This window comes from Clostridium sp. FP1, assembly GCF_011065975.2.
Classification (GTDB): Bacteria; Bacillota; Clostridia; order Clostridiales; family Clostridiaceae; genus Clostridium_AD; species Clostridium_AD tagluense.
This window is the reverse complement of sequence record NZ_JAAMNJ020000001.1, coordinates 1034001-1058335: the sequence shown is the minus strand read 5'-3', so window position 1 is coordinate 1058335 and position 24335 is coordinate 1034001. Positions and strand designations below refer to the sequence as shown.

The following is a 24335-nucleotide window of genomic DNA, read 5'->3' as shown; positions in this document are numbered from 1 at the left end:
CATTATTGTGTTAACTTTCAAAATACCTGCAAGACAAACAGCCTGCTCATTATGCAAGCAGGCTGTTTGTCTATATTATTTTGACCTGAGAACTTAGTAACACTATTAGAGATTTAGATTTGAGAACATTTTTGCAATAAAAAATAGTGCCTTTTCACAGGCACTATTTTTCTAAGCTACATCAACTTATGGATGAAGTGAGTAATACCAGTCATAAGAATTTTCTTCTTAGGACTTACATCTTAATTTAATTAGTTTGTTATCACAGTTCCAGCTGTTCCACCTATAGCTTCCCTAGCTTTCTCAAGGGATGTTATAATTGCTTTTCTACCTTCTTTTGCTTCAACAAAGCTAAGAGCTGCTTTTATTTTAGGAAGCATTGAACCAGGAGCAAAATGTCCTTCTTCGATATAAGTTTTAGCTTCTTTTACTGTTATACTTGAAAGATTCTTTTGATTAGGCCTTCCAAAGTTAATAGCAACCTGTTCAACTGCTGTAAGTACAACCAATGCATCAGCATTTAATAATTCTGCTATTTTACAAGAAGCAAAATCCTTATCTATTACTGCTGGTACTCCTTCAAGTGTTCCATTTCCTGTGTCAATTACAGGTATACCACCTCCACCAACAGTTATAACAACATGTCCAGCTTCAACTAATGTTTTTATAATAGGTTCTTCAACTATGGCCATTGGAAGTGGTGAAGCCACTACACGTCTCCAGCCTCTATTTGAATCTTCCTTCATTATATATCCTTTTTCAGTCATTAGTTTCTTCGCTTGCTGCTCTGTAAAGAAAGAACCTACTGGTTTAGTTGGATTCTTAAATCCTTGATCATTAGGGTCTACTATTACTTGAGTAACTACTGTTGCGACTTCCTTATTTATCCCTCTTTTTCTCATCTCTGCCCTAATGCTTTGTTGTAGATGATAACCTATATAACCTTGACTCATAGCTCCACATTCAGGAAAAGGCATTATTGGGCTATTTTCATTCATTGAAGCGGCTGCTTCATAAGTAGCTATAAGTTGACCTACTTGAGGTCCATTACCATGAGCAACAATTACCTCATGCCCCTCTTCAATTAAATCTACAATAGCTCCAGAAGTTTGTCTTGCAGTTACTAACTGCGCTTCTGCTGTAGTATCCTTAGGATTTGCTTGAAGGGCATTTCCACCAAGTGCTATTACTATTCTTGCCATATTTATCTCTCCTTTTATGTTAAGCTAGTAAATATATTTTATTTAACAGCTTTTATATTTTATAAGATTTTATTGAAATTACACCTAAAGTTTAATTTTACCAATTGATAGCAGTATAATCATTAAGATTGCCACTACAATAATCGCAGCCATTGCTATTTTCTCATTTGAACTAATAGGTTCGTTCTTTTCTTTCTTAGCCTTTATAAATACAAATATACCAACTGCATACAGTATTACTGCTGCTCCTAGATAATTTATTCCTACTGCATAAATCACATATATCGAATAGACACAAGCTAATATAGAAACTATCTTATCTTTAGCTCCTAGACCATCTGCTAATGAAACCTTAACTGCATATAATGATGAAAGTAAATATGGAATTAAAATACAGGTTGTAGAAATTAAAAATACATTACCATAGGCAGACTGAAGTACTGGTAAAAGTAGCGAAAGTAAAAATATTTGAGTTAATGCATCAGTTAGTAGTAATGAATTTATTGCAGCACCATTGTCATTTTGTTTCATAAACCATTTCGGCATTGTGCCACCTTTTGCCGCAACATAAGGAATTTCCGCTGCAAGCATAACCCAGCTAATTAAGCAGCCTACAAGTGAAATTATTAAACCAACTTTAACAATTATAGCTCCAAAACTGCCAAGTACAGTAAGGGATAGCATATCTGCTAAAGGTGTGGCTGAATTAATAAGAGTTTCAGCTGGAATTACTCCCATAGCTGTTGTTGAAACCAGTATGTAAAGAACTAAAGTTATAATTAAACTTATTATTGTAGCCGTTCCAACAATCTTTTGAGATTTTGCCCTCTCAGATAGTACTGTTGCAGCTTCAATACCAATAAAACACCACAAAATTGTACCCATTGCGCCTTTAACTTGCAAGAACAATGTAGTAGAATTTCCAGTGGCCGCTAACACTGTTTTCCAATTTTCTACATTGAAAGTTCCAGATTTGAATATTGCCAGCCCAAATACAATTACCATTAATAATGGAATGAGTTTTGCAACTGTGGCAATTGCGTTTATTATTCCAGCGCTTTTAACTCCACGCATTTGTACATAATGAATTACCCATAATAGTGCTGATGCTAATATAAATGATACTATAGGTTTCACGTCACCGACTAAACTATTAAAAGTTTTAAATATAAGAATAAAAAATGCAACATTTCCAAGCCAAGCACTTAACCAATATCCCCAGGCTGAATTGAACCCAACAAATTCTCCAAAGCCTTCTTTTGCATAAGTAAATATTCCACCTGTAAGCTCTGGTCTTTTATTTGCAAGCAATTGAAATACTAGTGCTAAAAATGCTACACCAAGTCCACCAATTATCCAAGCAATAATTGTTGCTTGAGGGTTTGCCTTACCTATAAGATCAGTTGGACTATTAAATATTCCTCCACCAATCATGGATCCAACTCCAAGAGCGACTAGTAGAGACAAGCCTAATTTTTTATCATTATCCTTTTCCATTTTGTAATCTCCTTTCGCTTACTACAGTAGCTATATTTTAAATTGGTGAGGGCAATAATATTACCCTCACCAATTAACTTTATATTTATAAATTATTTTAGGCTAGTTTCCAAGTGTAGCAACCATAACTGCTTTGATTGTATGCATTCTGTTTTCTGCTTCATCAAATACCATTGAAGCCTCACTTTCAAATACTTCATCTGTAACTTCAACACCATTCATTCCAAATTTTTTAAATACCTCTCTACCAACTCCAGTTTTTAAATCATGATATGCTGGCAGACAGTGCATAAATTTAGTATCTTTATTACCGGTTAATTTCATCATTTCTTTATTAACTTGATATGGTTTTAATATACTAATCCTTTGTTCCCAAACTTCATCTGCTTCTCCCATTGATACCCAAACGTCAGTGTATATAACATCTGCATCTTTTACTCCCTGCGCTACATCACTCGTAATAGTGATTTTTGCTCCTGTACCACTGGCTACTTCTCTACATTTATTAACTAGTGCATCTTCAGGAAACAATGAATTTGGAGCAACTATTCTAAAGTCCATACCCATCTTGGCAGCTCCTATCATAAGGGCATTTGCCATATTATTTCTTCCATCACCAGCATAAACAAATTTGATTTCATTTAATGGTTTAGAAAAATGTTCTTTAATAGTTAAAAAGTCAGCAAGAATTTGAGTAGGGTGATCTTCAGTAGTCAGCCCATTCCAAACTGGCACTCCTGCATATTTAGCTAATTCTTCTACTACTTCTTGTCCATATCCTCTATATTCTATTCCATCATACATTCTTCCAAGAACTCTTGCTGTATCTGCTACAGATTCCTTTTTACCAATTTGAGTTCCTGTAGGTCCAAGATAAGTTACATGTGCCCCTTGGTCTAGTGCACCTACTTCAAAAGCACATCTTGTTCTTGTAGAAGTTTTTTCAAATATTAGCGCAATGTTTTTACCTTTTAATGTCTGCTGTTCTGTACCTGCATACTTAGCTCTTTTTAAATCTCTAGCTAAATCTAAAAAGTAGTTTATTTCCTTTGGAGTAAAGTCCATCAAAGTTAAAAAGTTTCTGTTTCTTAAGTTAAACATAATAAATTCCTCCTAATATTTTGTTATTTTTTGTTTTTATAAGTTATCTCTATTTAGAGGCATACTCATACATCTTGGACCGCCTCTTCCTCTCGAAAGTTCAGCACTTGGCATTGTTAAGACCGTTATACCACGTTTTGATAAAATTTCATTTGTAACATAATTTCGTTCATAAGTTATAACCTTCCCTGGTGCAATAGCGAGAGTGTTTGATCCATCATTCCATTGTTCTCTTGCTGCTATAATAGAGTCACCACCACCGCATCTTATTAATTCAACTGAAGGTACCTTTAATGCAGATTTTAATATATTTCCCAGTACATCTTTCGATTGTTTAATATGCAATTCTCCATTAACACCTTTTGTAATTTCAAAAACATTAAGGGGTCCTTCTATAGCTGGATGTATTGTAAATTTATCATAGTCAACCATAGTAAATACAGTATCAAGATGCATAAATGCTCTACAAGCTGGAATCTCCAACACTAATACTTTTTCGAAAGAAGCATGTTTCGCAAACAAATTCTTTGCTACCACTTCTATAGCCTCAGGTGAAGTTCTTTGACTACATCCTACTGCAAGAGTTGTGGCAGATAATACAAGCTCGTCCCCACCTTCAATATTATTAGGAAGGTTTCTGTCGTACCAAAGTGGTACTTCATATTGTTTAAAAGATTTATGATATTCATGAATAAATTTAAGGAACAATGTCTCGCGCCTTCTAGCTTCAGTTTGCATAGTATTTATTGTAATACCATTTCCAATTGAAGCACCTGGATCTCTTGTAAAGTAAAGATTAGGCATAGGGTCTAAGTAGAAAGGATATTGATTTGATATTAATCCTCTAAGCGAATGCATTCCCTTAACATCTATCTCATTTTTTCTAACTCCAGCCATAAGTATATCAATCATTTCGCTTGTAGGCTTTGATATTAAATATGTATAAAGGGATTCGTATATCTCTTTATTACTAATATGGCTTTCTTGTAAAAACTGTTGTATAAATATTTTTTTTACTTTATCATCATTTAAGGCCTCAGTAGCAAGTTCTTCTAAATAAAGAACCTCCACATCATTTTCTTTTAATATTTTTGCAAATATATCATGCTCTTTTCTTGCTACTTCTAAATAAGGAATATCATCAAAAAGTAATCTTTCAAGAAGCTCTGGCACTAAATTTTCTATTTCTCTCCCAGGTCTATGTAGCATTACTTTATTAAGTTTTCCTATTTCAGAAGTTACATTTATAAATGACTTCATTTAATTTGCCTCCCTGTTGTTTCTTGTTGATGTTATCATTATGGAGTATACGATTTCATAAGGAAAACTGAATATTTTACTGTAATTGCATATATATCATGCCTATTATCATTTCTATTAATTTAACACCGCATTCCTTATCCTAAGCTCTATTTTACGCAATAATGCTATGTATGTTTACATTTGACAATTAGGAATGTTAAATTGTTTGCATATATATTCACAATCTTTTAATTTACTGTGTATAATGAAAAAAACAAGGTATAAATATTCAATAAACTTTTTTTTGAATGTTTATACCTATAAATGTATATTATTATCTATCAAAAAGTGACATAGCTTGTATGTTTGTGATTTTATTGCCCATTATTGTACATATTAACTCATTTTTATCCATTATATTGCATTAAAATCATTGATGATATTTTATTATTAACAATTCGTTCATAGTTTCGCCACTTAAAAAGTCTCTATGAGAGCTACTCATAAAATAAACTTTAAATGAAATACAAACTAACTGAATATTTACCTTGAACAAAGAAGTATTTTTGTTGTAGTATGTGACCCCCTCTTATAGAAGTGGGAGACTTCTTTCTGAAATGTCATTAAAAAGAGGCTGTCTCAATTTTCATTTGAGACAGCCTCTTTTTATGATTAGGATATGCAATTTCGCATTCACTGTGGGCATTAACAAGTAACTTTGATAGTTCCTGTATTTACAAACAAATGCCTGTTATGCTTTTGGAGGTGTTCCTTCAGCGTTTGATACAACTACATCGATTTGTACTAAAGCATCTTTAAGTAAAGCTGATACTCCAACTGTTCTTCGTGCAGGAACACCGCCTGGGAAGAATGTTGTGTAAACTTCGTCTACAGCATCAATATCTGCGATATTTTTAAGGAAGATATTTACTTTAACCACATCCTCCATAACGTGATCCACACTTTCTACAATTGCCTTGATATTTTTTAAGCACTGCTTCGCCTGCTCTTTTACACCACCAGCTACCATTTCACCAGTTTTTGGGTCTAAAGGTAATTGAGCTGAAATATGATTGTAATGAGAAAAAGCTACAGTTTGTGTATATAGAGAACTTTTTGGTGCATTTTCCGTATTGTTTGCTTCTATGATGAGTCCATGCCTGTCTTCAACAAGTTGTGGAGGTGTACCATCTCCGTGTGACACCACTGCTTCAATTTGTACCAAAGCATCCATAAGTAAATCTGAAGCTGCAACCGTTGTCAGTGCAGGGACATAGGCTACGGCCCTGGCGATAGCGGAATCTGGGAAAAACGTTGTATAAACTTCGTTTACGGCTTCAATATCCGAAAGGTTTTTAAGGAATATATTAATTTTAACAATATCGTCAAAAGGAACGTCGATACTTTCTAAAATTGCCTTGATATTCTTTAAGCACTGCTTCGCCTGCTCTTTTACACCACCAGCTACCACTCTACCAGATTTTGGATCGATTGGTAATTGAGCTGAAAGATTATTGTAATGAGAAAAAGCTACAGCTTGCGTAGATAGAGGGCTTGTTGGCGCATTTGCCGTGTTATTTGTAAGCTTTATGAGGTCGCCTGCTTGTGGTGCGTTTGGAATTGTACCTTCACCGTTTGAAAGAAGTGCTTCAATTTGCACCAAAGCATCCATAGGCAAAGCTGCAACTGCGACTATAGTCCGTGTAGGAAGATAGCTTAGGAAGAATGTTTTATAAACTTCGTCTACAGCGTCAATATCTTTAATATTCTTAACGAATACAGTGATTCTAACAACATCGCTCATAACATGGTCGATGCTGTCTACAATTGCCTTGATATTTTCAAAGCACTGCTTCGCCTGTTCTTTTACACCACCAGCTACCAATTCACCAGATTTTGGATCGATAGGTAATTGAGCTGAAAGATTATTGTAATGAGAGTAAGCTACAGTTTGTGAATATGGACCGATACCTTTTGGAGCATTTTCCGTATTTCTTGCTAATACTGCGTTATAGTCGCTCATAATAGTATTCCCCTTTTGTAATATTTATTGATAGAATCATTAAAATTCATCTAAGTAAATCATAAACCTTAGACTAGCTCTAATGTCAATAGGTATTATTATTATTTTAAAAATAAAGAGAAATCACGAGGAAAACTTAAAGATACATTAAGAAATTTGATTTTGATAAATGATATATACTCAAAGTCTTATAAAAAAAGAATTGAAAAACTACAATGAATTTTATGCTAAACATACAGATTTTTTTTAATGACTGCGACAATAAAATTAAAACTCTATAAAATAGAGCATAAACCTTAGAGCTGGTCTAATGTCAATATGTTACATTCATATTTTTTAATAGCTTTAATGTTACTTAGTGGTTTATAATAATAGTGATAAATAGTTTAATATTTATCGAATGGAAGTGACATAATTGTGAAGGATACTTTTTTAATTGGAGAATTAGCCAAGCTTTTTAATATAAGCACAGATACCTTAAGGCATTATGACAAAATCGATCTTTTAAAACCTAATTGTGATGTTGAAAATAAATACAGATTCTATAGTGTTCGGAATTTTTTCAAACTAAGCAGAATCCTATTTTTTAAAAATCTTGATATTTCATTAAAGGATATTAAAAAATATATGAATAATAAAAATACAAATAATTTAATGACCTTACTAAAAAATAAGGAAGAGGAAATTGATGTAAAAATAAATAAGTTAGTCAATTTAAAAAACAAAATAAATACAAAACTTGAGCTACTTGGAAATATAAAACATGAGCTGAATATTGTAAAGATAAAGCGCTTGCCTCAAAGAATTGGAGTTGTTTTAGACATTAAAGATAGTAAAAACGAATACGAACTTAAAGAATGCGTTAAAAAAAACGAAAAATATTTAAAGCTCAGTTCCTGGCTTATTGAAGGTCAAATATACACTTCTCTTTCAAGAGAAAACATGACAAGTGGAAATTTTAATAAATTTAAATATTTCATCGAAATCTTGTCAACTGAAAATATAATAGAGTTGGATTTGATAACGATTCCAGAAAATGAGTTTGCTTATGTTGTTTTTTTAGGACCCTATAAAGATATCGGAAATCACTATACTGTTCTTATTGAATGGATTGAAGAAAATGGATACGAAATATTGGGAGACTCTATCGAAAAAAATATAGTAGATTATGACTTTTCAGATTCTGAAAATGAATATATATCTGAAATACAAATACCTATTAGAAAACTGTTATAACTAGAAGTTACATTCTTGCTAATAACATAGGATTTAAATGCTCATAGTCTCGCTAATAAATTCAGGGGTGGACAACAACTCTTATTCTAGAGTATGTTAACCATCCCTTATAATTTATATCTTTTAGCAAGTAAAAAAATGTTCTCCGCTATGCTTCGCCCATTTATTTACAAAGACCCCCGAGGCCAATGTCATTAAGCTAAAAATACACAAAATGGAAAATAAATATTTCTTGAAAAGAACAAAATCAGGCACTTCTTCTTCATACCCACATTTTTTACATTTAAAAAGTATCATTTTATCACGTTCTTGTGGTTGAAATGGTATGCTATCTTCATTCACTTTAGTTCGAAAGAGCAACAAAAATCGAAAATTCATTTCCAATTTTTGAAAGGTGACAGGTACCTTTCAGATATCAGATATTGGTAGTGAAGCGTACAATATCTGTTGCTTCAGACTTTTTTTATTAGAATAATAGCAACAAAATCGGAAATTCATTTCTAATTAGAGAAAGCCTACCTCATAGATTTCTCTATGAAATAAGCTTTTGCAATTAAATATATCTTATTAGCAAGCGGGCCACTTCGTGACCCACTAAGGTAACTGTGACTTGGAAAAAATATCAATTCCAATTAAGTTCTGTGGTATATACAAATCAGCAGCAAATTTGTTTTGCTAACGATAATTGAATTATTTATTATATTACATAACTTTTCAGTAATTACCTTGATTTTCTATATATTGTTTTATCAAGCAATATCTCAGTTTGCCTAATCTCCGCACATTGAAATAATGGGGTCTTCCCTTCTACTGCTTCAACTATATTCCAAAAGGTTATGCTTTCTGGAATACGTGCTAACTCATATCCCCCATTAACACCTGGAATTGACTTCACAATCCCTGATTTCCTTAATTTTGTATATACTTTTGATAAATAAGTTTCTGAGACTCCTTGAAATGCCGCTAAATCTTTAATCCCAACAGCTCTTCCTGATGGGATATCTACCATATATAATAAACAATGTAACGCATACTCTACTCCTATCTCGAGATAACAGTTAAATCAGCAAAGCAAATGCTTTAATTTTTGTATATCCTTAACTAATTTAACCCATTTGAAATTTCAAGTGTTCTACATCAACTGTACTAGTATCAGTAGTAATTATTTTAGGATCTTTCTTGCCAATTAAGTTACCATTAGCTTCCATTTACAAGTACCTTGCAGTAATGGATTCTTTACAGTTCTTCAAGTCAGCTGGTGTCCCTTCAAATATAATTTGACCACCACGGCTGCCTCCCTCAACACCCATATCAACGACCCAATCGGCGTTCCGGATGACATCAAGGTTGTGCTCAACAACAATAACCGTGTTACCCTTATCCACTAGACGGTCAATGATTTTCAAAATACTCGTAATATCAGACATATGGAGACCCGTTGTAGGCTCATCCATTATATAAATATTACCCTTTTTACTCAACTCTCTAGCAAGCTTTAAGCGTTGAGATTCGCCACCTGACAGCGTATCCAATGGCTGACCCAATGTCATATAGTGAAGACCAACATCTGCGATATGCTTCAGCTTATTGATGACTTCTTTTTGCGTAAAGAATTCTACGGCTTCTGCTATTGTCATGTCAAGAACCTCAACTATGGACTTTTTATTACACTTGTAGTCTAAAATCTCTCTCTTAAACCTTTTGCCACCGCATTCTTCACAAATAGTTTCCACTGAATTCATAAATGAAAGATCTGTTTCGATAAAACCGCGTCCTTTACATGCCTCACAAGCACCTTCCGAATTATAACTAAACAATCCCGCACTAACTTTGTTTTCATCAGCAAATGATTTACGAATCATATCCATAATTCCTGTGAAAGTGGCTGGATTAGAACGTAGGTTAGCGCTTACTGCTGACTGATCAACAATAATCGCATCTTTATATTCATTCGCAAAGACACCATTAACCAGTGTTGATTTGCCAGAACCTGCAACACCTGATACAACCGAGAATATCCCTTTAGGTATTCTTAGACTAACGTTTTTCAAATTGTGTAGGTTACTCTTTTTTGTTTCATAAAAATCAGTACTAATTCTTGGCTTACTCTTAATCTGCAAGCTTCTTCCGATGTATTCACCCGTTAATGTATTTGAACTCAAAAGTTCATTGTATGAACCTTCAAACATAACCCTTCCACCGTTAATACCTGCCTTTGGACCAACATCTACAATATGATCTGCTATCTTTATAACGTCTGGGTCATGCTCAACTACAATCACTGTATTGTCTTTATCCCTTAACTTAACTAATAATTCATTCAACCTATGGACATCTCTAGCATGTAAGCCTATGCTTGGTTCATCAAATATATACATAACATTGATCAGGCTGCCGGTAAGGTGCTTAACCATTTTAACACGTTGTGACTCACCACCCGATAAAGTGGATGTTTCTCTGTTCAAACTTACATAATCCAGCCCAATCTGAATCAAATCATTCAATCGCTCTGACAAGTTGTCAATTATAGGTTTTGCTTTTTTGTCCTCAATCTTTTGTACCTGCTCTAAAAGTGAATCTACTTGCATTGCAGTAAAATCTGCGATTGTATAACCCATTATCTTTGATGATAATACCGTTTTATTATATCTTTTTCCACAACAATCATCGCATTGTCCTTCCGTTGTAAAAGGCGCAATTTTCTTTTTGGCTGCCTCTGATTTCTCAAATTCAGTTTTAATGTTTGACCTGATAAATCGCTCAACTAGTCCTAAATATGTAGTATTAATGTCCTCCATTAATGGGGATTTTATTTTTTCTTCTTTGCAAAATACGAGCTTGTCGTATTCCTCTTTTGTATAATCCTTAATTTTTTTATCACAATCAAAAAAGCCTGTTGCTGCATAGGATTTCCAAATCCAATTTCCTACTTTAAAACCTGGAAGTAAAATTGCACCCTGGTTTAATGATTTTTCTTTATCCAAGGCCTTGTCAAGATCCAATGTAACTATCTTTCCAATGCCTTCGCAGGTCTTACACATTCCATTTGGATCATTAAAAGAAAAATAACTGGAAGAACCTATATGAGGCTGCCCGATGCGTGAAAATAATAATCGTATTATTGGATCAATATCTGTAATTGTACCCAATGTTGAACGGGAATTTCCGCCAATTCTCTTTTGCTCAACAATAATCGCCAATGATAAGTTTTTAATAGCATCAACATCAGGATGTCTATATTTGGGCATAAACACTTGAACGAATTTACTGAAGGTTTCATTTAACTGCCTTCCAGCTTCCTGCGCAATCGTATCAAAAACGATGGATGATTTACCAGAACCTGATACCCCTGTAAAAATTGTTATCTGCCCTTTTGGTACATTTAAATTGATGTTTTTCAGGTTGTTTTCCCTTGCCCCTATAATTTCAATATATTCATATCCCATATTATCCTCCTGTTCAAATACATCCAAACTACTTCATATAAATTTCAACTAATTCATAGCATCTCTTTTTTGTGGTATCCCACGGTTTTTCTGTTGGTACTAATAACTGGATAACTTCGGTGCTTGTCACCATACTTTAACATCTTACATGTTTACGTTTAAATCCTATTTTTCCTTTATCAACTCCATTTTGAATATATTCTATTGCAATATTCGTAAGGCAGAGTTTTTTGCCTATAAAGACATCTACCTTTCCTACCTCACGCGCAATTTTCTTTGCTTCTTCATGAAGCGGCAAATATGAAACGCCAACAGACATAATAAAATTGTTCATAGCAAATTTAGCACGGTTTGGCTGGTTGTGTATCGTGTCACGCACCCTATTAAGCATTGCCAAAAGCTTATCCTTGTCGAACTCACTGTCTTTACGAGTGCCTAACAACCAATCGTAGCAACTCCAGCCAGCCGCCACTTCTAATTCTTTTCCGCTATCAATCCAGCGGTCGGCAACGGAAAAAGCAATATCTGTTTCGGCAAGGGTTACTGCTACAATGAATTCCGAAATCATATAAAAATAAGCGCCATCTATCCATCTGTTAAAATCTTTTTCCACCATTTTCTTTGGCTCAGCTATCATACCGGCTAAATACATGGCATCGTAATTTCCTGTTGCATATAGCTTCTCTGCCAAAGACTGATTGTATTTTATTTTCTTGAAAATCGGCTTCATATCGTTTATGGTTACGCCAAAAACAGGTTCTTTCGCTCCATTGCTCATGTAAATTTTTTTCATACGTTCTTTACCAAGGGACTTCAGTTCATCCATGATTTCGTTTAGTTCCATTTGTAACATCTCCTTGAAATTTATCTGTCTTTAACCCCGTGTTTTTCATTAATTTCAAATATATTAATAGCGTAAATCATGGCTTTATTCTTAATATGAGTGAACCACATCTCACCATCACCAACCATAACTCCTTGATAATTTACAAAAGTTTTTGTAACATCTTGATTTAATAATGCTTTTTTTACATCTTCAGTAATAATTGTATTGTAGCTTTTTATAAAATCTTCTTTGGATTTTATTTTTATTTTTTTATCTTTCTTGTTAACATTTAAAGGATAGCTAACATAATTAGCAACTTTTGATATTTCGTTATTCTGAACTAAAGATTTTATAATATTAAAAGACTTTTCGAATTCTTTCACATTAGTAATTCCTATAACTTCATATCTGTTTTTAACTTTTACATTTTGTTCAATGTTTTTACTATTTTCAGGTTGTATGCTCTTAGTTGCATATGCACTGGTAGTTGATCCTATAGCATATAAAGCCGTTAATGTTAAAACTATTATTTTTTTATTCATTTTAATCCCTCCTGAGTTTAGGTAATTTATTTTATTAGTTTCCCTCAACCAATAAGTTAATTATGCAACAATAGATAAAGATTTAAAATGCACTACATTTGATATAACTCCATTTAAGAACTCATTTTTCTAATTGTCTTATCTTCAATCATTAATGACACTTTGTGTTAATATATAAGCGTAGACTTTTTTTGCTCAACTTCAGAATGCCCTCCTATTCAAACTCTGTCTTAACTTTATAAGACATCTTCTTCAATAATAATCATAACAGAATATTGAGTTGAAAACATAAGACTGCCTCCATTTGAACTATATTGAATGTCATTAATTTTCACTTTATTATTTTTGATAAAATCATTTACTTCTGTTACTAAACAAAATTTATTGGTATTATTAAATATCCTTATTTGTTTCAAATTTACCATCACCTTTCTATTTTATCAAACTTTAATTCACCAGTTGGCAAGAACACATCTTCGTTTTGTATTACTTTTATGACACGAATGATTCCTCTTACCACTCCAGCTACATAACCTATAAAAAGCCCTAAGAAAGTTCCAATTAGAAGAACCATTTTAGGAGATAATTCAAAAAATATACCTAACCTCTTAAAACCTAAGTTAGTAACATTCTCCATTTCTCTCAATTTTTCTTGTGGATATTCTCTGCCTTCAGGAGTAATTTGTCACATGTATAAACAGCTCACTCATTGAAGATAAAATAAAGCTTATTGAGTTTATAATTAATATTACAAGCATACCATAAATCCCGAATAAAACTCCGGCTACTGCTGGTGCTATTAAACTACCTACACTCCCCTCATAAATATAATACTCTATTATTTAAGTTTCCTCATACTATAATTTTGCATTAGTTTCCAATTCACTTTATATAGTATACCATTTATGTAAATAAGTACTATTTCATTCTCTCAATCAATTAGAGAAAGCCTACCCCATAGATTTCTCTATGAAATAAGCTACTATTTTAAAATTAAGTGAATTTATCTGCTACTAATAACAAACAACTGGAGTACCTGTCTCTATATTATCAAATACTGTTTTTGCTACATCGTATGGTGAATTTATACAACCATGGGATCCGCCTGTCTTATATAGCACTCCCCCAAACTTATCTCGCCAGCCTGCATCATGAATTCCTATTCCTCCATTAAAAGGTAGCCAATAATTCACAGGCGAAGCGTAGCCTTCACCTTTAAGCGTTGCATTTCTTTCTTTATAATTGATCATATAAATGCCGCTGGGTGTTCTAGTCTTATCAGATCCATCATTACCTGTAACAACATCCCCTTGTGTTATCAGCACTCCGTTTTTATAAAACCATAAGTGTTGCCCTGAAAGATCTATTTCTACATATGTTTTTCCAATATCATCCTTGCCATGATATAATGCGGTTTGATAATATGCAGGTTCTTTTTCTATAGATTTCCCTTCCTTTATGATTGAAATTAAATCTTGGATTTCTTTAACCTTATTAATGGCCCATCCATAACTACCGCCACCAATATTAATTACCTTTCCTGATGATGAAACAAAATTTCTCGTCTTTGCAACTGTGTTATATTCACTAGCAAGTACGTCCATATAGATTTCAACTTGTTCTTCATTAAATGTTACTTCACTATTTTCATCAACTGTAACCCACTTATTTATTTTAGAACCATCTAAAATTTCTTTATCTTTCCCAAAAGTATAAGTAATCTTTGAAGATACATATTTGTTAAGCATGTCCCTTGTAGCAACGACCTTTGGGGATTTTGAAGTATATTGCGGCTTAACGTAGTAATTACTTGACTCCAAATCTATTGTTGTTTCACCCTTACTAACTGCATCTATCACATACTTATATAAAATGTCTTTATTGCCCTTGTTTCCAATGACTTCATCCACAATCACATAACTATTATTTATATACTTATATCCTGCATTTTTAGGTTCAATTACCTTACTACTATCAAAACAAGAAAGCTTATCGAATTGTTCTTTTAATAAATCTTTATCATATTTAACTCCTACTATCATTTTAGAATCTTTTGTATTAAAAACTCCTGAAACCCATTTATAAGGGTTCTGTTTGTCTTTAAACTCCTTAAACTCCACATTCATATCATACTTTAAGCCAATTTCTTTCCCGCTAATTTGTTCATTTGTACCGCCTCGTTCTTTTATGTTTAACTTATATTTTTGAATCTCAGATGCCATTTGTTCATTTACAGCCTCTACACTTTTACCTGAAACACTAATTTTATTTATTGTAGAACCAAAATAAAAATGATTCATAAAATATATTGCCATCCCAAAGTATATTATAAGTAAAGTACAAATAGAAATTATAATACCTAAAACAATTTTCTTACGCTTTTTTATTGACCTTATTGTTGACTTTTCTACCTCAGTTTCCATAATTTCACCCCCTCTTTTATTAATCAATTATACCTCAAAACAATCATTTAAGTAACATCTATTAACTAAATATATAGTAATTAAAGCGTAAGTCGTTGGTGTGCCTTTAACATTTTTATTAACACTACTACAATAGTGTATCAGTCTATATATGCCTATTTACTGGTGAATACTTGTGCAAATCAAGCTTATTACAACTAAGCACTAGGATAGGGGTAATGGAAGATATAACTTTACCGCCACAAGCTTTAGACCAACGCCTTAGTAAATAATAATTTATCCTTATTTATAGTTATTTTTCGGTCCTTTATCCATAACTATCTCTATGTTACCGTCAGCACCCTCCTCTAACTTTGGTCTATTCTCCGAACCTGGCGTACTGTACATTTCAATAGGTTTTATTATTACCCCATCTGGTGTGTTTAATAACATGCCTGGTACACAGGTGTATATTCCATTATTATTATTTGCATTTTCTGCGGAAATCGTAACTTCTGTACCTGCGTTATTATCTATGCACATAGATACTTTATACTTATGGAAAGAACCAGAGCCATTTGACTGTGCAGAGTAAGCTACAGGAACTACTGCAATAATGTCCTCATTAAAACGCATTTTAATTGTCTCTGTTTTGCTGACTTCTTTTTTTGACTTACCCCAACCTAGTTTTTTACCTCTTCCTACATCTCCCATATGCTCTACAGTACCGTTATCGAAATTTTGCAATACTGGTACACCTTTAGCACCGAACATAGCTACATCAATTTGTTTACCAGATTTAGTGTATACTAGTGCATAAATATCATAGTCTGTACCAGAATCCCAAGAAACTGATGCTGTTATTTGGGTAGTTTTTTCAATTAAAATAGGCTTCTCGCCTTTAGATAAATTCACTTTACCACTGGTCTTCTTAAGGTTAACAACTGACTTCACAGGTTGTACAGGTTGTTTTTCTTCTGCTTCCACTTCTACTCCATAATTTAAACATAATCCATCTAGACCTGCTGCAAAGCCCTTCCATACTGCCTTAGCTTTTGCACTTCCGCTTCTTAGATACAACTCCGTGACAACTATACCATTTTCAGTTGTGAAACTTGAGGGTATTAGCTGAATAACGTCACTGCCTACCTGTATTTCAGCTTTTAAGTTTTTCACACTTGCAAATCCAGTGTTGTTTCCCTCTGTCAAAGTTACAGCTATTTTAGTTATACCTCCTGATGACTTGCTTAAATCAAAATCAATTTTATGTGTTTTTGTACTTCCGCTGTCAACAGAAGGAATAAATGTAGCTATGCCATTTGGTCCTTCCATCTGGTTGTAGAATACTATTCCACTATCGCCTAAAACTTTTCCTGCATCTGTCACAAGAAAAGCTGTTAAAGATACATCTATATTTTTGTCTATATCATGTGTTACAATAACAGAGCCTTTTGAAGAACTAAGAGATGTGTTACCCCCTGTTTTTAACTCTTGATTCATATATATCCACCTTTCTTTTGATAAGTCTTGATAATTGAAACTTATAATAATGCCTTATATTACATTCTACTATGAACTGTTGCTCCCAAACAAGTAGTAAAGCCTTGTAAACAGATATTTAAATACACTGTGTTAAAATCATACATAGACAAGGATAAGAAAGTTAGAATAATAAATTTAAGCAAGGGGATTAATAAACTGGATCTTATAACTGTTTATTAGATATTTTTCATGCTTTTTTTAACTAGAAAGTATAAACTCCCGGTTTTTACTATGACCTCAGAGATCATAACAGAAACTGGGAGTTTATGTTCAACTTTTATATTTAAATTTTGCACCCTACCTGTTTTTAGGCTACTGTTCAGACATCATAGGAGGCAACTTAAATTGATTTGTCGCAAATAGAAAATTCATTAAAGGTTTTCTTTTAATAACCATACGTATACTTACTAACTTTCCAATTGCCTTTAATCTTAGATACAGCTATTTGCTTTCTATCCTTAATAACTTTTACTTCATTTCCTGATATAGACCTTTGTGTTAATTCTACATCATAATAATATACTTTGGTCTGCATCTCCTCTGAATATTTTTCAAGTTTTATACTTTTTACAGCTACATAATAGTTGCTTTCATTTGCTTCTTTACATCTTAAATAAGACATTCTATCAGTTATAATGGCTGCATATGCAGTCTCAGTCATTAAATTCTTAAACTTTTCATTAGCCTTATTATTATCACTTAAAAGTACATTTATATCTTTATTACCACCTACTATTTTTTTGTACAATTCTATGTCTTCTTTTGTTATTGTGTAATACGTGTTAATATACTTAGTTATACTACTCTCAGCACTATCACTATCAGTGTCTTTAGCCTTTTGAGAATCATTATTTGAAGAAGACGTATTCCCCTCTGCATCTGACTTAATACTATATATAGTTGTAACTTCTTCCTTACCTTTATTATCATTTGATGGTTTAGTTATACTTGAACACCCTACCATTAGGACCAAAGGCAAAGCTACAATAGTCCATGTTATAGATTTTTTACTAAATGATGTTATCATAGTTATTCTCCTTTTACTATATTTATTAGAAAAACCAAGAGTACCCATAGCCAAATCGGATTTCGAAAGTATTTTAAGCATATTTATAATAGTCTGCCCATATTCTATAACCTCTTTAGAACTTAGAACAGTAAGTGCTGTTGCGTCGCAGGCTGCTTCACAATCCTGCTTAAATTGATAAAGTGAATACAAAATTAGTGGATTAAACCAATAAATAACTTGAAGAAGCATTATAATTACATTTATTACTAAGTCTTTCCTTTTTATATGAGTTACCTCGTGTAAAATCACAAATCTAAGTTCTTCTGGGGTTAATCTATTAATGATATTTTCTGAAATTAATATTTTAGGCCTTATAATTCCATAAACCGCAGGTGATTTTAGATGCTTTTCATAAATAACAGATATTTTAGAATGTACTTTTAGTCTTAATTTAGCTACTTGTAATATTTTATCTATATCCTGTCTTTCACAATGAGGACTTTTCTTTATACTAATCCATAACATTATATTTATAATGATTATATATAATAGAATTGATAAAGCTCCAATCAACCAAATTAAAGCTCCAGTTTTATAGTTAAATCCCAGTCTATTATTATCTACCACCCTGGTATTTTCATAATTATCCTTAACTACACTGCTTTCTTGTATTTTATTAATGTTAGTACTATTATTTATATTTAAAGTTGTACTGCTTGCAAGATTTTGCTTTACCATTGAATATACATCGTATCTTTGTGATTCACCATTAATAAAATTAAATGGATTTAAGTGACTTTGAATGTTCAGTGGTATTATAATTTTGAGTACAAGCAAAAACCAAATATAGTAATGAACCTTTGCACTGAGCTTTTGTCTAAAAACAGCTTTTATAACCAGTATAGCCATTGATACTATACTGCCCATTATAGATAGTAATAGAATTTGTTCAAACAAGTTGGCCCAATTCATTAGCTTTTACCTACCTTTCATTTCTTCTTCATCTTTTCATTAAGTAACCTTTGTAAGTCCTCAATTTCATCCTTTGATAGTTTTTCATCCTTAATAAAATTAGTTACCATAAGCTTAAGTGAGCCGTCATAAACCTTTTTTATAAATGATCTAGTCTCTTTCATTACACAATCTTTTTTTTCTACGAGAGGATAAAATTCAAACTGAGAACAGTCCTTATTAACACCTACAGCTCCTTTCTTAACTAATCTACTAATTAATGAATGAATAGTTTTAGGACTCCAATTAGTTTCAGGACTTAAAGCCTCAATTATATTAGTAGATGTCAGTGGAGACTTTTCCCATAATTTTTTTATAACAATCCACTCCGCATCTGATATATTTAAGTTTATTTCATACATATAACAATCTCCTTCCTACAAGTGTAGTCTTTAAATACAGATTACACTTGTAGGAAGAAATTGTCAAGTATTTTATTTATTGACAGTGAAAAAAGGCTAAGAGATTTCTCCCTTAACCTTTTGAAGCTTCTAATTCAACTGTGGATTATATTTAAAAACTAATTATCGCACAACCTGCCGAGGGACGTGAACAAATTGTAATCACAATTTTGTTTTGCTAACGGTTATAACTTATAAAGCTCCTGAGCCTCGGGTTGAAAAAGGACTTTTTTTACCTCAATCTGCACTGTTCCGTCTGGCACTTCCCATTCTATGATACTACCTTCACAATAACCGAGAATAGCTGTCCCAATAGGGGATAATACAGAAATCTTATTTTTTGAAATATCAGCTTCACTTGGGTATACGAGATTAATTTCTTCTTCAGTATCTCCAACTAATAAGATGACCTTTGTATTCATCGTGATAACATCGCTAGGCAGTTGTTCAGGACTAGTGACGTCAGCTCTATTTAGTTCTGCTTCAAGGTCTTTTAGATTTTGTTTGTTTTTTAAATCTTCATATTTATTAATTATTTCCAATAATTTATGCTTGTCTGATTTAGTTATAAATATTTTTCGAGACATTTGTAAGTGCTCCTCCCACGTAGAATTATTTAATTATACCGTATTGATTTAATTTTATAGAGACATTCATCTTCATCTTCGTTAAGTTTAGTTTTGATAATATCTCCAGGTTTGTTAAGCATTAAGGATTTACCTAACGCTGATAAACAAGATAAGTTGTCTTTCGAATTGGAAGTATGATAAGGGTTAACAATCTTAAAAAAATGGTTATTAAGGTTGTTTATATTCTCCAGGTCAACTGTACTTCCAATAATCACATAGGGTAAATAGTTTAGGGACTTTAATTTTTCACGGCTTGGTTTATCAACAATTTTCACCGTTTTTATCAGTTCCTCAAGCTTTTTTAAATAGTTATCTCTGAAGCAGTCAAAACCGCCACGCAAAGTTGAAAAATCACTAAAAATTTCATTTGCTATTTCATTTTTTCTTTCCTCCATATCAACCAAATGACTTAAAATAGCTCTAAAAGCATATGATGTTAGCTCATTACTTGAATGCATAATAATTATATCTCCTTTATAATACATTAAATGAAATTCTATCAAACAACATAAAAGACACTTCCCACAAATGCATAAGGGAGATGCCTAGAATACATAATAATATCATAGCTCACTTTACAATCCTTGTCAATAATGGTAGCATATCTCTAGAGCTTAAGCATGGTTTTTTTTCAACCGATAATTTGGCTTAAAATTATGAATTACTAGCAAACAAAACTTGTCCACTACGTTACAAATTTCTGTAGTGAAACAAAAGGAGTTCTATGTTTAAGAAAAACGCAATATGGTATATAATAAAAGTATAAATATATTTAAGGTGTGGTGGTTAAATTGGTAAGAAAAAAGGTTTTAAATGATGGATTTATAGTGTCCCCTAAGAATGATTTTGCTTTTCTGTGACGAGAGGTCGGTTTAAAAGCTGCCTAAGTATTAACTAAACTTTTGGGCTATCCCTACCATTTGGGGTAATGCTACCACAGGTGCATTTTTGGCAACAGAAATGTACTAAGCTGTTGGGACAAAGCGGGAAAAATGGGAAACCTTATCCTATCTACTGCAAGCATAAATGATGTGTTATGAACAGGATAAACAAACTGTTGCAAGGCTCGTTAAGTCAAACAAGCGAAAAAAGGTTGACACGCTTGGACAAAAAAGGTGAGAGATAAGGGCATAATGTCTGAAAATGCAGTATGCAAGATGGTCAGTATCTCCGGGCTATAGACAGGTTCTAAGGCACATTGAATTGGTTTTAAACTGGAACTCGGTAAGCCCTATACAGGCCCTTTTTTTATGGGAAGTAGAGGGTATAGGAAAGTATAAAAAGCGAAAGATCTTCTGTAATGGAAGGTATAACTCTTCAATATTTGGAGTGATCCGAAAGGATGCTGACTTATACTATGGTGCTTGATTACATTAAAGGAATGAATCTTACGAATAAGGGAGATGTGTATACTGTTAATTAAACAGACTGCAAACTTAGACGAAAAACAAGCAAGCTTTTATTGGAAAAGCATTGATTGGAAAAACATTGAAAAATTCGTTAATAAGATTCAAGCTAGGATTGTAAAGGCGACTATTAATAAAAATTGGAAACTTGTAAAAGAATTACAGCGAATGCTGGTTCATTCCCACTATGCTAAACTAATGTCAGTAAAACGTATAACAACAAACAAAGGTAAGAAAACACCGGGCATAGATAATATACTCTGGAATTCAGCAAAGAAAAAATGTGAAGCAGTAAAGTTGCTTAACAGTAAGAACTATAAACCTAAACCATTAAAAAGAGTAAATATACGAAAACAAAATGGGAAATTGAGACCGCTTGGAATAGCTACAATGCATGATAGAGCTATGCAAACATTATATATGATGGGATTGGATCCTGTTGTAGAAAGCATGAGTGACAAAACATCATTTGGATTTCGAAAAAACAGAAGTTGTGTAGACGCTATGTCACAAATATTTATAAACTTTAGTCGCAAGTCATCCCCAACATGGGTTCTAGAAGGAGACATCAAAGGCTGTTTTAATAATATATCACATAAATGGCTAACAGATAACTCTCCTATGGATACTAATGTATTAAATAAGCTTATTAAATCTGGATATGTATATAAGGGGAAACTATTCTCTACAAAAAGCGGAACCGCACAAGGTTCTCCAATTAGTCCTTGTTTAGCTAATTTTACTCTTGATGGTATAGACGAATTATTGAAAAGCACATTTAAAAGAAGTACAAAAATCCGAAATAATGAAAGACCCAAGGTTAATCTAATCCGCTATGCGGATGACTTTATTGTTACAGCTCCCGACAGTGAAACTGCTATAAAAGCAAAAGAAATAATAAAAAGTTTTTTAATCCAAAGAGGGCTAGAATTGTCAGATGAAAAGACAATAATAACTCATATAGATGAAGGCTTTGATTTTATTGGATGGAATATAAAGAAATATAAAGGTAAGTTGCTGATTAAGCCATCTCAAAAATCAATTAAAAGGGTAATAAGTAAAATTAGTGCGATTATAAAGGGGAATAAATCAGTAGAACAGGATATATTAATAATAAAGTTAAATCAAATAATAACTGGATGGAGTAATTACCATCAATGTGCTGTATCAAATGATATATTTCAAAAGATAGACCATATTACATTTCAAATGCTATGGAAATGGGCAAAAAGGAGACATCCTAACAAAGGCAAAAGATGGATAAAATCAAAATACTGGAAAGTACACGGTGCTAGAAATTGGGTATTCAAGGATAATAAGAAGCTGATTTTAATGAGTGATAAGAAAATAATCAGACATATACCACTAAAGCTTAATAAAAATCCATATACTGATACTCAATATTTTGAAGAGCGAAAGTACAAATTGGGAGCAAAGAAGCTAACCGGAATATTTAAAAAATTATGGGTAAAACAGAATGGAAAATGTACTATATGTGGATTATCAATGGACACTGCTGAAGAAAGAAGTATAACATATAATAATAATAATAATCCTATTGGAAATAAACAAAAGGATAAAGTATTATTAGCACATAGGGCTTGTACTTTAACCAATTGACCAATTATTAATAGAAACCGGCATTTTCATGCTAAAGAATGCTTTCAGGGGCTTGAGCCGTATGAAGGGAAACTTTCAAGTACGGTTCTTAGACGGGAAAGTGGAAGTAATTCCACCTACCTAGTCAGCAAATTATTATTTGGAGATGAAAAGAATAAAGATTTATTAATAGAATTATTAAATGCAATACTTAAAATGCCACATGATGAATTAGAAGATATAGAACTCATTAACACAGAATTATTAAGAGAGTTTGCAGAAGATAGAAAAGGAATATTAGATGTTAGGGCTAAAACCAAGAATGGTGAGCATATAGATATAGAAATTCAAGTTCTATATACAAAGTATATGGCTGAAAGAACTTTATTTTATTGGAGCAAGATGTACAATGGGCAGATAAAGTCAGGGGATACTTATGATAAACTTGAAAAATGTATAACTATAAACATAGTTGACTTTAAATGCATGGAAATAAATAAACTTCATACAAGGTTTCATATAACAGAAGATGAAACTAATCAAAAATTAACTGATGTATTAGAGATTCATTACCTAGAACTACCAAAGTTATTTGATGATAATGTTCCTAAAGATGAGGATGAACCAGTAGTTCAATGGATGATGTTTTTACAAGCAAGAAATAAGGAGGCGTTTTTGATGTTAGCTGAGAAAAATGAAAAAATAAGAAAAGCCTATAATATTCTTGAGATCATAAGTAAAGATGATAATGCAAGGGCTGCTTATGAATCAAGAGAAGCAGAACTTCATGATCAAATGACAAGATTAAAAAGTGCAAGAGAAGAAGGCATAAGAGAAGCAACAATAAAAAATGCTAAGAATTTTTTACTAATGGGATTAGGTGTTGATATAGTCGCTAAGGGAACTGGATTAAGTGTTGAAGAAGTTGAAAAGATTAAGAAAGAGTTAAATTAGAACCCTAAGGTGCCACCCACATGTCATGTAGGTGGCACCTTTCTTATAGCAAAACCCAAATGGCATTTTAGATTTATAACTTATAAATCTCTCACTAGCAACAGCCAAGTTATCATGTTTCTAATTTTTTTCACTGCCTCGTTTTTCCTGTACTGACTAAAAGGTGACAGGCACCTTTCAAAAATTGGAAATGAATTTTCAATTTTTGTTGCTATTATTGTTCGAAAAGGATGCTCTGCTATAGTCTTTCTTAAACTGTATTTACAG

Annotated in this window: 18 protein-coding genes and 1 pseudogene; 3 read left to right on the top strand and 16 right to left on the bottom strand. The window is 32.5% G+C overall.

Annotation, left to right across the window (positions count from 1 at the left end):
- Positions 1 to 251: 251 nt before the first annotated feature.
- The 5 genes from arcC to G9F70_RS05195 all read right to left on the bottom strand — a co-directional run bounded on the left by arcC (position 252) and on the right by G9F70_RS05195 (position 7065).
- The gene (gene arcC, locus G9F70_RS05215) at positions 252 to 1202 is read right to left on the bottom strand and encodes a carbamate kinase (protein ID WP_224617426.1); all 951 of its coding nucleotides are present in this window, start codon (positions 1200 to 1202) and stop codon (positions 252 to 254) included.
- An 84-nt stretch (positions 1203 to 1286) separates the two neighbouring features.
- A complete protein-coding gene (locus tag G9F70_RS05210) occupies positions 1287 to 2699 on the bottom strand; it encodes a basic amino acid/polyamine antiporter (protein ID WP_164948039.1) in 1413 nt (470 codons plus the stop codon).
- A 102-nt stretch (positions 2700 to 2801) separates the two neighbouring features.
- On the bottom strand, positions 2802 to 3803 hold the full coding sequence (gene argF, locus G9F70_RS05205; RefSeq protein WP_224617794.1) for an ornithine carbamoyltransferase: 1002 nt from the start codon (positions 3801 to 3803) through the stop codon (positions 2802 to 2804).
- A 33-nt stretch (positions 3804 to 3836) separates the two neighbouring features.
- Positions 3837 to 5060, bottom strand: coding sequence for an arginine deiminase (gene arcA, locus G9F70_RS05200; RefSeq protein WP_224617425.1), 1224 nt, complete (start codon positions 5058 to 5060; stop codon positions 3837 to 3839).
- Positions 5061 to 5793: 733 nt separating this feature from the next.
- Complete coding sequence (locus G9F70_RS05195) at positions 5794 to 7065, bottom strand: RidA family protein (protein ID WP_164947725.1); 1272 nt, start codon at positions 7063 to 7065, stop codon at positions 5794 to 5796.
- A gap of 417 nt (positions 7066 to 7482) precedes the next feature.
- Between G9F70_RS05195 and G9F70_RS05190 the strand changes: the two genes are divergently transcribed.
- Entirely contained in the window at positions 7483 to 8301 is an 819-nt protein-coding gene (locus G9F70_RS05190; RefSeq protein WP_164947724.1) for a MerR family transcriptional regulator, read from the top strand.
- A gap of 745 nt (positions 8302 to 9046) precedes the next feature.
- Here G9F70_RS05190 and G9F70_RS05185 read toward each other — a convergent pair.
- The 11 genes and pseudogenes from G9F70_RS05185 to G9F70_RS05135 form a co-directional block, all read right to left on the bottom strand.
- Positions 9047 to 9346, bottom strand: a pseudogene (locus tag G9F70_RS05185) (Rrf2 family transcriptional regulator); the annotation flags it as partial.
- A gap of 163 nt (positions 9347 to 9509) precedes the next feature.
- A complete protein-coding gene (locus tag G9F70_RS05180) occupies positions 9510 to 11747 on the bottom strand; it encodes an ATP-binding cassette domain-containing protein (protein ID WP_164947722.1) in 2238 nt (745 codons plus the stop codon).
- Between the two features lie 136 nt (positions 11748 to 11883).
- The gene (locus G9F70_RS05175) at positions 11884 to 12591 is read right to left on the bottom strand and encodes a DNA alkylation repair protein (RefSeq protein WP_164947721.1); all 708 of its coding nucleotides are present in this window, start codon (positions 12589 to 12591) and stop codon (positions 11884 to 11886) included.
- A 20-nt stretch (positions 12592 to 12611) separates the two neighbouring features.
- On the bottom strand, positions 12612 to 13115 hold the full coding sequence (locus G9F70_RS05170) for a hypothetical protein (protein WP_164947720.1): 504 nt from the start codon (positions 13113 to 13115) through the stop codon (positions 12612 to 12614).
- A gap of 424 nt (positions 13116 to 13539) precedes the next feature.
- Positions 13540 to 13752, bottom strand: a complete 213-nt coding sequence (locus tag G9F70_RS05165) for a hypothetical protein (RefSeq protein WP_187353025.1) — start codon at positions 13750 to 13752, stop codon at positions 13540 to 13542.
- A gap of 376 nt (positions 13753 to 14128) precedes the next feature.
- On the bottom strand, positions 14129 to 15538 hold the full coding sequence (locus G9F70_RS05160) for a L,D-transpeptidase family protein (protein ID WP_164947718.1): 1410 nt from the start codon (positions 15536 to 15538) through the stop codon (positions 14129 to 14131).
- Positions 15539 to 15820: 282 nt separating this feature from the next.
- A complete protein-coding gene (locus tag G9F70_RS05155; protein ID WP_164947717.1) occupies positions 15821 to 17017 on the bottom strand; it encodes a TerD family protein in 1197 nt (398 codons plus the stop codon).
- A 427-nt stretch (positions 17018 to 17444) separates the two neighbouring features.
- On the bottom strand, positions 17445 to 19040 hold the full coding sequence (locus tag G9F70_RS05150) for a M56 family metallopeptidase (protein ID WP_164947716.1): 1596 nt from the start codon (positions 19038 to 19040) through the stop codon (positions 17445 to 17447).
- 17 nt (positions 19041 to 19057) lie between these two features.
- Positions 19058 to 19441, bottom strand: coding sequence for a BlaI/MecI/CopY family transcriptional regulator (locus G9F70_RS05145; protein ID WP_164947715.1), 384 nt, complete (start codon positions 19439 to 19441; stop codon positions 19058 to 19060).
- Positions 19442 to 19665: 224 nt separating this feature from the next.
- The gene (gene rnk, locus G9F70_RS05140) at positions 19666 to 20067 is read right to left on the bottom strand and encodes a nucleoside diphosphate kinase regulator (RefSeq protein WP_164947714.1); all 402 of its coding nucleotides are present in this window, start codon (positions 20065 to 20067) and stop codon (positions 19666 to 19668) included.
- Positions 20068 to 20096: 29 nt separating this feature from the next.
- A complete protein-coding gene (locus tag G9F70_RS05135) occupies positions 20097 to 20567 on the bottom strand; it encodes a GreA/GreB family elongation factor (protein ID WP_164947713.1) in 471 nt (156 codons plus the stop codon).
- Between the two features lie 945 nt (positions 20568 to 21512).
- Here G9F70_RS05135 and ltrA point away from each other — a divergent pair.
- Together ltrA and G9F70_RS05125 are read left to right on the top strand one after the other, a co-directional pair.
- On the top strand, positions 21513 to 23135 hold the full coding sequence (gene ltrA, locus G9F70_RS05130) for a group II intron reverse transcriptase/maturase (RefSeq protein ID WP_224617424.1): 1623 nt from the start codon (positions 21513 to 21515) through the stop codon (positions 23133 to 23135).
- A 3-nt stretch (positions 23136 to 23138) separates the two neighbouring features.
- On the top strand, positions 23139 to 24068 hold the full coding sequence (locus G9F70_RS05125; protein ID WP_318011011.1) for an Rpn family recombination-promoting nuclease/putative transposase: 930 nt from the start codon (positions 23139 to 23141) through the stop codon (positions 24066 to 24068).
- Positions 24069 to 24335 lie beyond the last annotated feature (267 nt).

Coding starts and splice junctions, on each gene's coding strand:
- arcC (WP_224617426.1), bottom strand. CDS start 1,202: ATGGCAAGAATAGTAATAGCACTTGGTGGAAATGCCCTTCAAGCAAAT.
- G9F70_RS05210 (WP_164948039.1), bottom strand. CDS start 2,699: ATGGAAAAGGATAATGATAAAAAATTAGGCTTGTCTCTACTAGTCGCT.
- arcA (WP_224617425.1), bottom strand. CDS start 5,060: ATGAAGTCATTTATAAATGTAACTTCTGAAATAGGAAAACTTAATAAA.
- G9F70_RS05195 (WP_164947725.1), bottom strand. CDS start 7,065: ATGAGCGACTATAACGCAGTATTAGCAAGAAATACGGAAAATGCTCCA.
- G9F70_RS05180 (WP_164947722.1), bottom strand. CDS start 11,747: ATGGGATATGAATATATTGAAATTATAGGGGCAAGGGAAAACAACCTG.
- G9F70_RS05175 (WP_164947721.1), bottom strand. CDS start 12,591: ATGGAACTAAACGAAATCATGGATGAACTGAAGTCCCTTGGTAAAGAA.
- G9F70_RS05170 (WP_164947720.1), bottom strand. CDS start 13,115: ATGAATAAAAAAATAATAGTTTTAACATTAACGGCTTTATATGCTATA.
- G9F70_RS05165 (WP_187353025.1), bottom strand. CDS start 13,752: ATGGAGAATGTTACTAACTTAGGTTTTAAGAGGTTAGGTATATTTTTT.
- G9F70_RS05160 (WP_164947718.1), bottom strand. CDS start 15,538: ATGGAAACTGAGGTAGAAAAGTCAACAATAAGGTCAATAAAAAAGCGT.
- G9F70_RS05155 (WP_164947717.1), bottom strand. CDS start 17,017: ATGAATCAAGAGTTAAAAACAGGGGGTAACACATCTCTTAGTTCTTCA.
- G9F70_RS05150 (WP_164947716.1), bottom strand. CDS start 19,040: ATGAATTGGGCCAACTTGTTTGAACAAATTCTATTACTATCTATAATG.
- G9F70_RS05145 (WP_164947715.1), bottom strand. CDS start 19,441: ATGTATGAAATAAACTTAAATATATCAGATGCGGAGTGGATTGTTATA.
- rnk (WP_164947714.1), bottom strand. CDS start 20,067: ATGTCTCGAAAAATATTTATAACTAAATCAGACAAGCATAAATTATTG.
- G9F70_RS05135 (WP_164947713.1), bottom strand. CDS start 20,567: ATGCATTCAAGTAATGAGCTAACATCATATGCTTTTAGAGCTATTTTA.
- ltrA (WP_224617424.1), top strand. CDS start 21,513: ATGTGTATACTGTTAATTAAACAGACTGCAAACTTAGACGAAAAACAA.